Source organism: Micromonospora sp. WMMD735 (assembly GCF_049178995.1).
Taxonomy (GTDB): domain Bacteria; phylum Actinomycetota; class Actinomycetes; order Mycobacteriales; family Micromonosporaceae; genus Micromonospora; species Micromonospora wenchangensis.
On sequence record NZ_JBMHMJ010000002.1, the window covers coordinates 3,635,760 to 3,650,291 of the forward strand.

11 protein-coding genes and 1 pseudogene are annotated in these 14,532 nt (G+C 75.1%); 4 read left to right on the forward strand and 8 right to left on the reverse strand.

Features of this window, described 5'->3' with window-relative positions; translation table 11 throughout:
• Positions 1-22: 22 nt before the first annotated feature.
• Genes cobA through cobC form a run of 3 tightly spaced genes read right to left on the reverse strand, consistent with a single transcriptional unit; the run spans position 23 to position 3,626 of the window.
• Complete coding sequence (cobA, locus tag ACN268_RS15375) at positions 23-1,342, reverse strand: uroporphyrinogen-III C-methyltransferase (RefSeq protein WP_421483783.1); 1,320 nt, start codon at positions 1,340-1,342, stop codon at positions 23-25.
• Positions 1,339-2,493: a nicotinate-nucleotide--dimethylbenzimidazole phosphoribosyltransferase gene (locus ACN268_RS15380; protein ID WP_421486905.1), complete on the reverse strand. Its 1,155-nt coding sequence runs from the start codon at positions 2,491-2,493 to the stop codon at positions 1,339-1,341. Before ACN268_RS15380 ends, cobA begins: the two co-directional genes overlap by 4 nt.
• A complete protein-coding gene (cobC, locus tag ACN268_RS15385; RefSeq protein ID WP_421483784.1) occupies positions 2,493-3,626 on the reverse strand; it encodes an Rv2231c family pyridoxal phosphate-dependent protein CobC in 1,134 nt (377 codons plus the stop codon). The genes ACN268_RS15380 and cobC overlap by 1 nt, the downstream gene beginning before the upstream one ends.
• A gap of 167 nt (positions 3,627-3,793) precedes the next feature.
• On the opposite strand from cobC, the gene ACN268_RS15390 reads away from it, so the two are divergent.
• Positions 3,794-5,926 (forward strand): transglycosylase domain-containing protein, encoded by a 2,133-nt coding sequence (locus ACN268_RS15390; RefSeq protein ID WP_421483785.1) that lies wholly within the window; start codon positions 3,794-3,796, stop codon positions 5,924-5,926.
• Between the two features lie 42 nt (positions 5,927-5,968).
• Here ACN268_RS15390 and ACN268_RS15395 read toward each other — a convergent pair whose 3' ends face one another.
• Positions 5,969-7,399 (reverse strand): cobyrinate a,c-diamide synthase, encoded by a 1,431-nt coding sequence (locus ACN268_RS15395; protein ID WP_421483786.1) that lies wholly within the window; start codon positions 7,397-7,399, stop codon positions 5,969-5,971.
• Between the two features lie 129 nt (positions 7,400-7,528).
• On the opposite strand from ACN268_RS15395, the gene ACN268_RS15400 reads away from it, so the two are divergent.
• Together ACN268_RS15400 and ACN268_RS15405 are read left to right on the forward strand one after the other, a co-directional pair.
• The gene (locus tag ACN268_RS15400; protein ID WP_421483787.1) at positions 7,529-8,344 is read left to right on the forward strand and encodes an SURF1 family protein; all 816 of its coding nucleotides are present in this window, start codon (positions 7,529-7,531) and stop codon (positions 8,342-8,344) included.
• Positions 8,345-8,863: 519 nt separating this feature from the next.
• Entirely contained in the window at positions 8,864-9,709 is an 846-nt protein-coding gene (locus ACN268_RS15405) for a hypothetical protein (RefSeq protein ID WP_421483788.1), read from the forward strand.
• Here the strand turns inward: ACN268_RS15405 and ACN268_RS15410 are convergent.
• The 4 genes and pseudogenes from ACN268_RS15410 to ACN268_RS15425 all read right to left on the reverse strand — a co-directional run.
• A complete protein-coding gene (locus ACN268_RS15410; RefSeq protein ID WP_421483789.1) occupies positions 9,682-11,319 on the reverse strand; it encodes an ATP-dependent DNA ligase in 1,638 nt (545 codons plus the stop codon). The genes ACN268_RS15405 and ACN268_RS15410 overlap by 28 nt on opposite strands.
• Positions 11,320-11,422: 103 nt before the next feature.
• Positions 11,423-11,629 (reverse strand): hypothetical protein, encoded by a 207-nt coding sequence (locus ACN268_RS15415; protein ID WP_088646578.1) that lies wholly within the window; start codon positions 11,627-11,629, stop codon positions 11,423-11,425.
• A 77-nt stretch (positions 11,630-11,706) separates the two neighbouring features.
• Positions 11,707-13,059 carry a dipeptidase gene (locus tag ACN268_RS15420; protein ID WP_421486906.1) on the reverse strand — a complete coding sequence of 451 codons (1,353 nt, stop codon included), beginning with the start codon at positions 13,057-13,059 and terminating at the stop codon, positions 11,707-11,709.
• 129 nt (positions 13,060-13,188) lie between these two features.
• Positions 13,189-13,996 (reverse strand): annotated as a pseudogene (locus ACN268_RS15425) (uridine kinase family protein); the annotation flags it as partial.
• Between ACN268_RS15425 and ACN268_RS15430 the strand changes: the two are divergent.
• A complete protein-coding gene (locus ACN268_RS15430; protein WP_421483790.1) occupies positions 13,931-14,332 on the forward strand; it encodes a rhodanese-like domain-containing protein in 402 nt (133 codons plus the stop codon). The pseudogene ACN268_RS15425 and the gene ACN268_RS15430 overlap by 66 nt on opposite strands.
• Positions 14,333-14,532: the final 200 nt, after the last annotated feature.

Below are 14,532 nucleotides of genomic sequence, written 5' to 3' on the forward strand. Positions count from 1 at the left end.
CAAGCCGGACGACCCGGCAGCGTCAGGGCGTCAGGGCGTCGACCACGTCGCCGATCACCACGATGGCCGGGGGCCGCAGCCCCGCCGCGACCACGTCGGCCGCCACCGCACCGAGCGTCGACCGCAGGCTGCGCTGACCACCCGTGGTGCCCTCCTGGATCACCGCGACCGGGGTGGCCGCGTCCCGGCCGTGCCGGGTCAGGGTGTCGGCGATGGCGGCCAGGTTCTTGAGCCCCATCAGCACCACCAGGGTGCCCCGCAGGCCGGCGAGGGCCTCCCAGCGCACCAGGGAGACCGGCGAGTCCGGGGCGACGTGGCCGGAGACCACCGTGAACTCGTGCGCCACCGCCCGGTGGGTGACCGGGACACCGGCCGACGCCGGCACGGCCACGGCGCTGGTCACCCCGGGCACCACGGTCACCGGTACGCCCGCCGCCGCGCAGGCCAGCAGCTCCTCCCCGCCACGCCCGAAGACGTACGGGTCGCCACCCTTGAGGCGTACCACCACCTTGCCGGCGAGCGCCCGGTCGACCAGGATGCGGTTGATCTCCTCCTGGGCGCGCGACGGCCCGTAGGGGATCTTCGCGGCGTCGACCAGCTCGACGTCGGGGCGCAACTCGTCCAGGAGCAACCCGGGCACCAGCCGGTCGGCGACCACCACCTCCGCCTCGGTGAGCAGCCGCCACCCCTTCACCGTGATCAGCTCCGGATCGCCCGGCCCCGCGCCGACCAGCGACACCCGACCGACCGGGCCACCCGGCCGGGTCGCGGCGTCACCGGACCCGGCCGGTGTCGGCTCCGGCGGGCCCGCGAGGGGCGCGTCCGCCACCGGTTCGCCCGGGTCGGCTTCCCCCGGGTCGACTTCCCCGGGGTCGACGAGGGGGCCCGTCCGGGCGGCGAGCAGCTCCCGGACGGCGTCGCGGACACCCATCGCCCGGTGCGGGTCTCCCCCGCCCAGCACGGCCACGGTCACCGGACCGTGCCGGGTCACCGCCGGGGTCCACGCGGTGGCCGCCGTCCGGTCGTCGGCCCGGACGCAGAAGATCCGCCGTTCGGCGGCGACGGCGCTGACCGAGGCGGCGGCGAGCGGATCGTCCACCGCGACCTGGACCAGCCACGCCCCGTCGAGGTCGTCGGGGGCGAACCGGCGCGGTCGCCAGTGCAGCCGTCCGGCGTCGACGTGCGCTTGCAGGGCCGGGGTCACCTCGGGGGCGACCAGCAGCACGTCGGCACCGGCGTCAAGCAGGGCGGGCACCCGCCGGCTGGCCACGGCACCGCCGCCCACCACGACCACCCGCCGCCCGGCGAGCCGCAGTCCGAGAGGGTAGGGGCTGGCGCTCACTTCTCGGAGACCCCCGCCGCGTCGAAGGTGGCCACCTCGTGCAGCACCCGGACCGCGCCGACGACCACCGGCAGGGCCAGCAGCGCCCCGGTACCCTCGCCGAGGCGCAGGCCGAGGTCGACGAGCGGGTCGAGGCCGAGGTGCCGCAGCGCCACGGTCGCGCCCGGCTCGGCGGAGCGGTGCCCGGCGACCATCGCACCGACCGCGTCGGGGGCGAGGGCGGCGGCGGCCAGCGCGGCGCTGACCGCGATCACCCCGTCGAGCAGCACCGGCACCCGGCGGGCCGCCGCACCGAGGATCAGGCCGGCCAGCGCCGCGTGCTCCAGGCCACCGACGGCGGCCAGCACCCCCAGCGGATCGGCCGGGTCGGGCCGGTGCCGGTCCAGCGCCGTGCGCACCACGTCGACCTTGTGCCGGTACGTCCCGTCGTCCACCCCGGTGCCCCGGCCGGTGGCCGCCTCTGCGGCGACCCCGGTGAACGCGGCGACCAGCGCGGCGGCCGGCGTGGTGTTGGCGATCCCCATGTCGCCGGTGAGCAGCACACCCGCCCCGGCGTCGATCAGCTCGCCGGCGACCCGGATGCCGGTCTCGACCGCCGCCCGCGCCTCGTCCCGGGTGAGTGCGGCGGTGACCGTCATGTCCCGGGTGCCGCGCCGCACGTTCGCGTCGAGCAGGCGCGGCGGTGCCGGGCTGGTGCCGGCCGGGGCGGGCACGGCGTCGCCGGACAGGACTTCGGCGGACGGGGCGTCGGTGGACAGGACCTCGGCGGACGGGGCGTCGGTAGGCGGGAACGGCAGTGGCGCGGCCACGCCGACGTCGACCACGGTGACCGAGGCGCCGGCCTGCCGGGCGAACGCGTTGACGACCGCACCGCCGGCCAGGAAGTTCCCGATCATCTGGGCGGTGACCTCCTGCGGCCACGGGGTGACCCGCTGGGCGTGCACGCCGTGGTCACCGGCGAAGATCGCCACCGCCGCCGGTTCGGGCAACGGCGGCGGGCAGACCCCGGCCAGGCCGGCCAGGCGTACGGACAACTCCTCCAGCGCGCCGAGCGAGCCGGCCGGCTTGGTCAGCCGGGCCTGGAGGTCCCGGGCGGCCGTCATCGCCACCGGGTCGGGCGGGCCGATCTCCGCGATCGTCGTCTCCAGCATCATGCCTCCAGGATCTCCGCCAGTACCTCGATGAACGCGTCCGTGGTGGCCGGGTCGCGGACGGCGATCCGCAGCCAGTCCGGCCCGAGCCCGGGGAAGGTGTCGCCACGTCGTACGGCCCAGCCCCGGTCGCGCAACGCCTGGCGTACCCGGTCGGCGCCGGGCCGGTGGACCAGGACGAAGGCGCTGGCCGGGCGGCCCGCGACGCGTACCCCGGGCAGGGCAGACAGGCGGCGCACCAGGTGGTCGCGGTCGGTGGCGAGCCGGGCGGCGATGGCGCGCTCGGCGGCGACGCCGGTCGGTGACGCGACGGCGGTGGCGGCGGCCAGCGCCGGGGTGGACACGGCCCACAGCGGCTGGGCGGCGGCCAGCCGCTGCAGCAGGGCTGCCTCGCCGAGCAGGTAGCCGATCCGCAGCCCGGCCAGTCCCCAGGTCTTGGTGAGGCTGCGCACCACCACCAGGCCGGGCAGGTCCCGGCGGGCGGCGAGCGACTCGGGTTCGCCGTCGACGCCGTCGACGCCTGTGGTGTCGGCGAACGCCTCGTCGACGACGAGCACCCGGCCGGGTCGGGCCAGGGCGGCCAGGGCGGTGGCGGGGTGCAGCACCGAGGTCGGGTTGGTCGGGTTGCCGATCATGACCAGGTCGGCGTCGGCCGGCACCCGCGCGGGGTCGAGCCGGAAGCCGTCGTCCGGGTCGAGCAGGAGCCGTTCGACCCGGTGGCCGGCGGCCCGCAGCGCTGCCTCCGGTTCGGTGAACTGCGGGTGCACCACCACCGGGCGGCGTACCCCGACCAGGGCGCGGGCGAGCAGCACGAAGCCCTCGGCGGCACCGGCGGTGAGCAGCACCTCCGCCTCCGGGCGGCCGTGCCGGGCGGCGACGGCGGCGCGGGCCGGCCGGGGGTCGGGGTAGCCGGCCAGGTCGGCGAGAGCGGCGGTGAGCGGGTCGGCCAGCCAGTCCGGCATCGGGTCGCGACGCACGTTGACGGCCAGGTCGACCAGGCCGGGGGTGGCCTCGGCGTCCCCGTGGTGGGCGAGATCCGGTTCGGCGTCGACGGCCGCCCCGGGCGCGGTCGCCGACCCGACGGCGGCTCCCGGGCCGGTCGACGGCTCGACGCCGGTCAGTTGCCCATGCATGTCCGCGATCCTGCCGGGAAGCCGGCGCAGGGGACAGTCGATCCCGGGGTGGTCCACATCACGGCACACCGGACGCTTCACCCACGGTCGCCGGTCCCGGCCGGGGAACGCCCGAGCGTTCATGAATTCTTCTCATGTACGAATCGGAAATGTCATAACTTGACCAGGTGAGCAATCGACCCCTTGCTGCCGTTGGTCGTTCCGTCCCTCTCCTGCGTGCCGGGCTGATCGCCGGCATCGTCCTCGCCGCCGTGGCGTACCCGCTGGCCGCCGTGACCGGCCTGGGTGCCAAGGCCACCGCGCACGCCGTGGAGCACAAGACGAACATCCTGCGCACCGCCCTGCCCGCCGAGACGTCCTACCTCTACGCGCCAGACGGCAAGACGATCCTGACGATGTTCTACGAGGAGTACCGGCAGTACACCAAGTTGTCGGACATGTCGCCGAACATCCAGCAGGCCATCGTCGCCGCCGAAGACAACCGCTTCTACCAGCACCGGGGCGTCGACCCGAAGGGCGTCGCCCGCGCCTTCGTGGCCAACACCCGCTCCAGCGGCGTCTCCCAGGGCGCCTCCACCCTGACGATGCAGTACGTCCGGATGGCGCTGCGGGACAGCGCGCAGACGCCGCAGGAGGTCCAGGAGGCCATCCAGCAGACTAGCCTGCGCAAGGTCAAGGAGATGCGGATGGCGCTGGACATCGAGAAGGAGTTGACCAAGGACCAGATCCTGGAGCGCTACCTCAACTCGGCGTACTTCGGCCACCGGGCGTACGGCATCTACGCCGCCGCGCAGATCTTCTTCTCCAAGACCCCGGCCACGCTCACCCCGGTCGAGGCCGCCACCCTCGCCGGCCTGGTCAAGTCCCCCTCCGAGTACGACCCGCTCAGCTCCGACCAGAAGGAGGCCACCGGCCGGCGCAACTACGTGCTCGACAAGATGACCCAGCTCGGCTACCTGTCCCCGGACGCCGCGGCGGTGGCCAAGAGCGAACCCATCCGGACCCGGCCCACCACCCCCGCCAACGACTGCGCCGCGATCCCCGGCGCGTACAACGCCTGGGGCTTCGCCTGCGACTACGTGAAGAACTGGTGGAGCGCGCAGCCCGCGTTCGGGGAGAACCGGCTGGAACGGATGGACAAGCTGCGCCGGGGCGGCTACCGGATCGTGCTCAGCCTCGACCCGAGGGTCCAGGCCGCCGCCGAGAAGAACGTCCGCGCCAAGGAAGGCGTCAGCAGCCCCTTCGCCAACGGGATCGTGGTCGCCGAACCGGGCACCGGACGGATCAAGGCGATGGCGGTGAACCGCACGTACTCGCTCGACGTCGGCGAGAACGGCCCCAGCTCCAACCCCGAGGCCGACCCGAAGACCAAGGCGAACTACCCGAACACGGTCGCCCCGCTGCTCGGCGGCGGCACCCTCCCGGGCTACCAGGCGGGCTCGACGTTCAAGATGTTCCCGATGCTGGCCGCCCTGGACGCCGGGATGCCGCTGTCCACCGCGTTCGACTCGCCGTACCGGTACCGCTCGGCCGTCTACGACGGGTGGTCCCCGTCCAACGCCAGCGGGGCGATGACCGGCCGGCAGACCATGTGGTCCGGGTTCGGCAAGTCGGTGAACACCTACTTCGTCCAACTGGAGGAGAAGATCGGCGCGGACCGGGGGGTGCACCTCGCGGAACAGTTGGGCCTGCGCTGGCGTACCGACGTCGACAAGGAGCAGGCGTCACCCGCGAAGGCGAAGAAGTGGGGCGCGTTCACCCTGGGCGTCTCCGACGCCACCCCGCTGGAGATGGCCAACGCCTACGCCGCGATCGCCGCCGACGGGCGGTACTGCGAGGCGATGCCGGTCAACTCGATCACCAACCGGGACGGGACCCCGGCCACCTACCGGACCGCCGGTGGCATCGAACGGGAGGTCGCCAAGCCCCGGTGCCGGCAGGTGGTCAACGCCGACGCCGCCCGCGCCGCCACCGACGCCGCCCGCTGCCCCACCGGCGACACCCCGGCCAAGGGAAGCTGCGGCGGCTGGTCGACGGCGGACAGCGTGCGTCGCACCGTGGGCCGCCCGGTCGCCGGCAAGACCGGCACCACGGACAGCACCCGGTCGGCCTGGTTCGTCGGCTACACCCCGGAGCTGGCGGCGGCGAGCTTCATCGCCGACCCGGACAACCCGTTCAACGCCGTCGGTGACGGGCAGTCCCAGGTCCCGGTCAACGCCGTCGCCCAGACCCTGCGCGACGGCCTCAAGGGCACCCCGATCCGCCAGTTCACCCCACCGTCGGACGCCATCGTCGGCTGAGGCGGGCCGGTGGCTGCCGGGCCGGTCAGGCAACAGGGCCGGTCAGGCCGGCGCGGCGACGCCCTCGACCGGCGAGGGCAGCGCCGCCGCCGTCACCAACCGGGTCGCGATCTCGGGGTACGCCGCCCAGTGCAGGCCGAGCTGGGAGGCGTGCACCCCCCGCCAGACGAAGCCCTCGGGCGTGCCGCCCTCCCAACCCCAGGCGGCCCGCTGCCCGGCCCGGGGGGTGAGCACCGCGCCGTGCTGCTTGTAGCCCACCACCGTCGCACCGGTACGGGCGACCGCGCTGTCGGACAGGGCGGTCGCCTCCCGGTAACCGACCACCAGGCCGTCCCGGCTCGCGCCGATCGCGTCCAGCACCCCGCACATCGGCAGCCCGTCCAGCTCCCGGGCCAGCCACAGCAGGCCGGTGCCCTCGGCGATCACCGGACGGCCGGTGCGGGCCAGCTCGGCCACCGCGATGCACAACCGCCGGTTGGCCGACAGGTCCCGCGCGTACGACTCGGGCAGCGCGCCCCCGACGACCAGCGCGCGGGTGCCGGCGGGCAGCGCCTCGTCGCGCAGCGGGTCGACGGTGACCACCTGGGCCCCGGCGGCCCGCAGCAGCTCGGCGGTCTCCGGGTGGCTGTAGCTGCCGCCGGGGCCACCGGCGAGCGCCACCACCGGGGCGTCGGACACCGGGGCGTCGGACACCGGCGACCAGGCCGGGACGGACAGCGCCGGGGCGGAACGGGCCAACCCGAGCAGGCGTTCCAGGTCGACCGTCCCGGCGACCGCCTCGCCGAGCCGACGCACCGCCCGGGCCGCCTCGGCGTCGCGGCCGAGGACCGGCGTCACGCCGTGCCGGCGGGCGGGCAGCACCGGGGGCAGTTCGTGCCGGCGCAACGCGCCGTAGACGGGCATCCCGACGTCGTCGAGCGCCTCCCGGAGCATGGCCTCGTGCCGGCCGGAGGCGACCTGGGTGAGGATCACCCCGCCCAACCAGAGCTGCTCGTCGTACGAACGGAAGCCGTGCACCAGTGCGGCCACCGACTGGCCCATCGCCGCCACGTCGATCACCAGCACGACGGGGCTGCGCAGCGCGGTCGCCACGGCGGCCGTGGACTCCGCCTCGGGGCGGCCCCCGACCGAGTCGTACAGCCCCATGGTGCCCTGGACCAGAGCCAACGCGGCACCCTGCGCGCCGTACGCGAAGAGGGGCCCGAGCCGGTCGCCACCGATCAGCCGAGGGTCGAGGGTACGGCCGGGACGGCCGGCGGCCAGGCCGAGGTAGGCGGCGTCGACGTGGTCCGGGCCGACCTTGAACCCGGCGACGTCGAGCCCCCGGTCGGCGAGCGCGGCGAGCAGACCGACGGACAGCGCGTTGGTGCCGTGACCGGAGGACGGCGCGCTGAACACGAGGCGCGGCACGGCGGTCATCATCGACTCCTCGGTGGCGACGGGCGGTGGCTCGCGGACGGCCGGGAGGAACACCGGCGGCGATCCGCAGGCGTGACCATACCCGCCCCCGGCGACAGGTGGAGACCGCCGATCCGCACACCGTACGGGCCGGTGCCGGGCCGTCGCGCAGGGTGGCGTCGGTCATACGGGTAGCCTCGTGCTGTGTACCGGTTCCTGCTGACCCCACGCTGGCTGGGCATCCTCGCGCTGACCCTGGTCGCCGCCGCCGTCATGGTGCTGCTCGGCAACTGGCAGCTGGACCGCTACCGGGAACGTACCGCCGTCAACGAGCGGATCGACGCCGGCACCGCCGGCACCCCCGCGCCGCTGCGCTCGACGCTGCCGGCCCCCACCGGCGGCGCGGGCACCGTCGGTGCGGCCCCCGCCGCGCAGGCCGAGTGGAGCCGGGTCACCGCCACCGGCCGGTACGACGCCACGAACGTCATCCTGGTCCGGGGCCGGACGGTGGAGAGCAGGGTCGGCTTCGAGGTGCTCGTCCCGCTGGTCCTCGACGACGGCACGGCCGTGCTGGTCGACCGGGGCTGGGTCCCCCCGGCACCCGGCGGCGCGCTGGCCATGCCCGAGGTGCCGGCACTGCCGACCGGTCAGGTGACCGTCGTCGGCCGGGTGCACCCCACCGAGAGCGGCGGCAACGGCGTGGACCGGCGCGACGGCCGGTTGGAGACCCGTCGGGTGACCGTGGACAAGCTGGCCCGGGAACTGCCGTACCCGCTGCACGGGGCGTACCTGCTGCTCGACGAGCAGACCCCGGCGAACGACCCGGCGTTCCGGGCGGTGCCGATCGGGCACACGAACAACTGGCAGAACTTCGGCTACGTCGTCCAGTGGTGGTTGTTCGCCGCGATGACGCTCTTCGGCTACGGCTGGGTGGCCCGGCGGGAGGCCCGACGGGCCGCCGGCCTGGACGCGCCGAAGCCGCCCGTGGACCGGGCCGCCGAACCGGCCCCCTCCGCCTGACCGCCCGGCCTGCCCTGGCCGCCCGGCCCGCCCTGGCCCGCCCGGCCCGCCCTGGCCCGCCCGGCGGCCTGCCCTGGCCCGCCCGGCTGGCCCGTCCGCGCCGCCCCACCGGCCCGGTACCCCCGGGGCGGCGAGCTGGTGCGGGCGTCGCGGGCGCGCACCGGGCGGCGTCGCACCATGGGTGCGCGTCCTTTCGAGCTGATGACGTCACGGCATCAACCGGTGCTGCCGGGACCGCGCGGGCTCGGCCCACCACTCCCGCTCGGCCGTGACTCGCTGTCGTCATCACCTCGACAGGGCCCACGACAGGCACCTGCCCGGCCTGCACGACGGACTCGAACCCATCGGGGCCGAGCGGCGGCTCACGGTGCTGTTCCGGGCTGGCGGTAGCGGCACCCGGCGGGCCTCCGGCGGGCCCCCGGCGGACCGGCGCGCTCCGGGCCGGGTGAACGCCGGGACGCGGGGCGACGTCGGACGCTGTATGGTCCGCAGGATGTCCAACGCGCGTGAGGTGTCGCGGTGACCGCCGACCCCGCCCCGTCGTACCCGTCCGATCCGTCGTACCCGTCCGGTCCGCCAGCCCCGTCCGGTCCGCCCACGCCGTCCGGTCCGCCCACGCAGGCGAGCCCCGCCTACGATCCCTGGGCCCCGTCGCCGGACGTGCCACCGGCGTCGACGGCGTTCCCCGCGCCCCCGGCGGCCTTCCCGGCGACCCCGGCGGTGTTCCCCCCGGCACCGACGCAGCAGACGCCCCCCACGGCCCCGTTCCCGACCACGCCTCCCCCGGCGGTACCGGTCGACCCCTCCACCCCGTCGACCACCGGGCCGTACCCGGCACCGCCGGCCCAGTTCTCCGCACCGCCCGCGCAGTTCTCCGCACCACCGGTGCCGTTCTCGACGCCGCCGGCGGGGTTCTCGGCACCGGCCGGGGTCGATCCGTACGCCGCGCCGGTGGGCCAGCCGGGACCGTACCCGCCGCAGTTCACCCCGACGCCGGGGATCGCGGGTGGTCAGCAGCCGGCGGCGGTGCAGATCGGCGAGATCATGGTGAGTCCGCCGGTCATCCACACCCCGACGGGGGTGCTGCCCCTGGCCGGCGCCACCTGGTACGTCACCGACCACTGGCAGCGGGAGGAGAAGATCGCCAGTTGGGCGATCGTCTGCGCCATCCTCGGCTTCTTCTGCCTCACCATCTTCAGCCTGCTCTTCCTGCTGATCAAGGAGACCCGGTACCACGGCATGGTGCAGGTGACGGTGACCAGCGGCGGCCACCAGTACGTGGCCCGTATCCCGGTGGTCGACCAGGGGCAGGTGCAGCAGATCAACAACCAGGTCAACTACGCCCGTTCGCTGTCCACGCTCTGAACGATCGTCCCGCCGGGGTGGCTCAGTCGGTCGGTCGGTCGCCCGGCGTGCAGCGCCCGGACCGTGTCGATGGTGTCCGCCTCGGCGGCCGACTTGTCGTCGCGGTAGCGCAGCACCCGGGCGAACCGGAGCGCCACCCCGCCCGGATAGCGGGTGCTCGCGAGCACCCCGTCGAAGGCGATCTCGACCACCTGCTCGGGGCGGACCCGCACCACCCAGTCCCCGCGCTCCACGGCCAGCCCGAGGAAGCGTTCGGTCTGCCAGCGCAGCAGGTCGTCGGTGAGGCCCTTGAAGGTCTTGCCGAGCATCACGAACTCGCCGGTACGCGGGTCCCGGGCACCAAGGTGGAGGTTGGACAGCCACCCCTCCCGCCGGCCGCTGCCCCACTCGACCGCCAGCACGACCAGGTCGAGGGTGTGCCGGGGCTTGACCTTGACCCAGGCGGTGCCCCGTCGACCGGCGTCGTAGGGCGCGTCCGGCGACTTGATCACCACCCCCTCCTGACCGGCGTCGAGCGCGGCGGCGAACACCGCGCCGGCCTGCTCGGGGTCGGCCACCTCGGCCCGGCCGACCAGCAGCGACCCGTCGACCACATCGGCGAGCCGGGCCCACCGCTGCCGGCCCGGCAGGTCGATCAGGTCGTCGCCGTCGAGGTGCAGCAGGTCGAAGAAGTACGGCGTGAGCGCGGTCGCCTCGGCCAGCGGGGCCACGTCGGCCGCACCGCTGGCGGAGGTGACCCCGGTGGCGGTGGCCCGCCGGGCCGCCCGGCTGGAGGTCTGCGGGAACGGCAGCGGGCGGCCGGCGGTGTCCAGCCCGATCGCCTCGCCGTCGAGCACCACGTCGCGGACCGGCAGGGCGCGTACGGCGGCGACCACCCCGGGCAGCCGGGCGGTGATCTCGTCGAGGCTGCGGGTGAAGACCGCGACGTCGTCGCCGGAGCGGTGCACCTGGATGCGGATGCCGTCGAGTTTGACGTCGACCACGGCCGGCACCCCGGTCGCCTGGAGCGCGGCGTCGACCGAGGGCGCGCTCTGGGCCAGCATCGGCGCGAGCGGACGGCCCACCTGGAGCCCGAACCCGGCCAGCGCGGCGGCCCCGCCGGTGCGGGCGGCCAGCGCGACGGCCCGCAGGTCACCGGCGAGCAGCAGGGCACGGCGGACCGCCGTCACGGGGACCTCGGCGGCCTTGGCGATGGCGTCGGCGAGCAGGCCCGCCTGGGCACCCTGACGCAGCTCGCCACGGAAGAGTGCGACCAGCAACCGCTGCTCGTCGACGGTGGCGGCACCGAGGAGGGCGGCGAGCAGGTGCCGGCGGCGGGCCTGGGAACCCGGTCCGTGCACGGCGGCGATCTCGTCGATCGCCGCGTCGACGGCGGTCACGGTCAGGGTCGGCTCGGCGGCAGGCGGCGGCAGGTCGCGCAGACTGGCCCAGCCCACACCGGTCTGCCGCTGACGCAGCTCACCGGCGAGGTAGCCGGAGCCGACCGACACCTCGGACAGGTCGAGCGCCCGCAGCGCGCCGGCCAGCAGCTCCACCTTGGCCCGCCGGCCGGTGGTGGCCGCGACGGCCGCGGAGGTGGCTGCCAGGTCGAGGAACCGCACGCACCTCATCCTGCCAGCCACCCCCGACATCGCCCGGGTATTGCCGTACCCGGGCCGTCCCGATCCGGCCGTCCTCCCCAGTGGCACCGGGTGTGACCACCCGGACCACGGCTCAGACCGAGACGGGTTCCTCTATGCGCAGCCCACGGGCGCGGACGCCGTCGGCGACCCGGGACAGCACGCCGTCCAGGGCGACCAGCACGGCCGAGAGCTCGCCGAGCTGTTCCTTGAGCGTGTCCTCGGGCCACGCGGAGACGTCGACGTCCCCCAGAGCGCTCACGGCGGCTTCCAGCCGCGTCATCACGTCGTTCGTACGCATGTTCGAAAGGCTATACCAGGTGCGCGTACGACACGCCGCAAACCGCGACATCGACCCCGACGTTATGGTTCCGCGACCTAACCGGCCCGTCGCCCCTGCCCGGCCACGTTCGCCAGCAGCAACGCCTCGGCCAGGCAGACCCGGGCGAACTCGCCGAGGTGCAGGCTCTCGTTGGGGCCGTGTGCCCGCGCGTGCGGGTCCTCCACCCCGGTCACCAGGATCGCCGCCTGCGGGAACATCTCCTGGAAGGTGGCGATGAACGGGATCGAACCCCCGACGCCGATGTCCACCGGCTCGGTGCCGTCCCAGGCGACCCGGAAGGCGGCGCGGGCGGCGTCGAACATCGGCCCCGACGCGTCGATGACACACGGGTCGCCGTCGTGCTCCAGGGTCACCGTCACCCGGGCACCCCACGGCGCGTGCCGTTCCAGGTGGGTACGCACCGCGTCGTACGCCCGCTTGGGGTCGTCGCCCGGCGCCAGCCGTACGCTCAGCTTGGCCTTCGCCGCCGGGACCAGCGCGTTGGGCGCCTCGCCGGTGGCCGGCGCGTCGATGCCGAGCACCGCCACCGCCGGCCGGGTCCAGAGCCGCTCGGTGATCCGGCCGGTGCCGATCAGCGCGACCCCCTCGACCAGCCCGGCCTCGGCCCGGAACCGGTCCTCCGGGTAGTCGACTTCGGCCCCCGCCCGGCCGGTCAGGCCCTCGACGGCCACGTCCCCGGCGTCGTCGTGCAGGGTCGCCAGCAGGCGGACCAGCGCGGTCAACGCGTCCGGCACGGCCCCGCCGAACATGCCGCTGTGCACCGCGTGGTCCAGGGTGCGTAGCTCGACGAACAGGTTGACCACGCCGCGCAGCGAGGTGGTCAGGGCCGGCACGCCCACGTCCCAGTTGGTGGAGTCGGCGATCACGATGACGTCCGAGGCGATCTCCTCGCGGTGCTCGGCGAGCAGCCGCTCCAGCGAGTCCGAGCCGTACTCCTCCTCGCCCTCGATGAACAGCACCACGCCGACCGGGAGCCGGTCGCCGAAGGCGCGCAGGGCGGCGACGTGCGCCATGATGCCGGCCTTGTCGTCGGCCGCGCCGCGCCCGTAGAGACGGCCGTCCCGCTCGACCGGCTCGAACGGCTCGGACTCCCACAGCGACAGGTCGCCGACGGGCTGCACGTCGTGGTGGGCGTACATGAGCACGGTGGGTGCGCCGGGCGGGGCGGCCCTCGTCCCGATCACGGCGGGCTGACCGCCCGACCGCACGATCCGCACGTCGAGACCGCAGCCGCGCAGCAACTCGGCGACCGCCTCGGCGGAGCGCTCGACGTGCGAGTGGTCGAACCCCTCGAACGCGATGCCGGGGATGCGGACGAGACGTTCCAGGTCGGCACGGACCCCGGGCAGTTCCCGCGCGACGGCGGCCCGCACCTCGGACTCGGACATGATCGGTGAGGTCATGACCGGCATCGTATGCCGGCCTTACCGCGAGCCACCCGGCGAGCCGGAACCCGCGGTCGGGCCGGACCGGCGACCGGCCGCAGCCGCCGGCCCGACGGCCGGGCCGGGAGCACCGGCGGGTGCCGGGCGGCGGACGTAGTAGTGGTCCGGGTCGTGCGGCAGGGTCGGCGCGCCGTCGACCACCAGGTCGACGGCGTCGGCGGTCCGGTCGGCGGCGAAGTGGGCCTCCTCCCCCGCGTGCCAGCGCCGCAGCTCCGCCAGCAGGTGCGCGCCGTCGCGGTCCAGCGCGCGCCGCAACCGCACCGGACCCGGGGCGGTGACCTGCACCGACAGGGTCAGCTCCGGACGGATCGCCGCCCGCGCGGCGCTCACCCCCTCCAGCAGCAGCACCGGCGCGACCGGCACCGGCACCTCGCGGGGCAGGAACGCCCGGCGTACCCAGCTGTACCGTCGGTAGCAGCCCGGTCGCCCGTCCCGCAGTGGGGTGAGCACCCGTTCCTCCAGCCGGGTCCAGAAGGTGAACTGGTCGTCCCAGCCGTCGAGCAGGTCGTCGGTGTGCACCACCGGTGGCCGTCCGCCGTCGGGCAGGCCGGCCAGGGCGTCCGCGAGGCGCGCGGTGAAGACGCTCTTGCCCGCGCCGCTGGGCCCGTCGACGGCCACCAGTCGGGTACGCCCCAACCGCGCCGGCCCGGCGAGCACCCGCCGGGCCAGCGTCGCGTACGCCTCGACCAGGGCCACCGTCACACAGGTGACGCTAGTGGGTGTCCCCCGTGAGCCTGGTTCCGCCGTGGGGAGTGAGGTTCGTCGGGCGACGCGGTGGGTGCCGGGGCATGATCTGGACGTGCTCAATGACGTGATGAGTCCCGGCGTGGACGCTCTGCTGGAACAGGCCCGGGCCGGGCTGCGCCGGTTGAGTCCTCACCAGACGGTCGAGGCGGTACGGGCGGGTGCGCTGCTGGTCGACACGCGTACCGAGGGGCAACGCCGGGAGCAGGGGGACCTGCCCGGCGCGGTCGTCATCGACCGGACGGTGCTGGAGTGGCGGCTGGACCCGGCCAGCGAGTGGAGCATCCCCGAGGCGACCGGCTACGACCGGGAGATCGTGGTGGTCTGCCGGCACGGGTTCAGCTCCAGCCTGGCGGCGGCGAGCCTGCAGGCGTTGGGCCTGCGCAACGCCACCGACATGACCGGCGGCGTGCAGGCGTGGCTGGAGGCCGGGTTGCCGCTGTCCGACCAGCCCGCCGACGTGCGCCGCTGACGACCGGGCCCGGCACGACGATGGCCCGACCAATCTGCCCGGCCCCCGACCATCTGCCCGGCCGACGCGGGCACGGGGCCGGTGTCCGGCCGGGGCGGGCACTGACCGGGTGTCCGGCCGGGGCTGGCACTGACCGGGTGCCCAACCGGTGCGGGCATCGACCGGGTGTCCGGCCGGGGCTGGCACTGACCGGGTGTCCG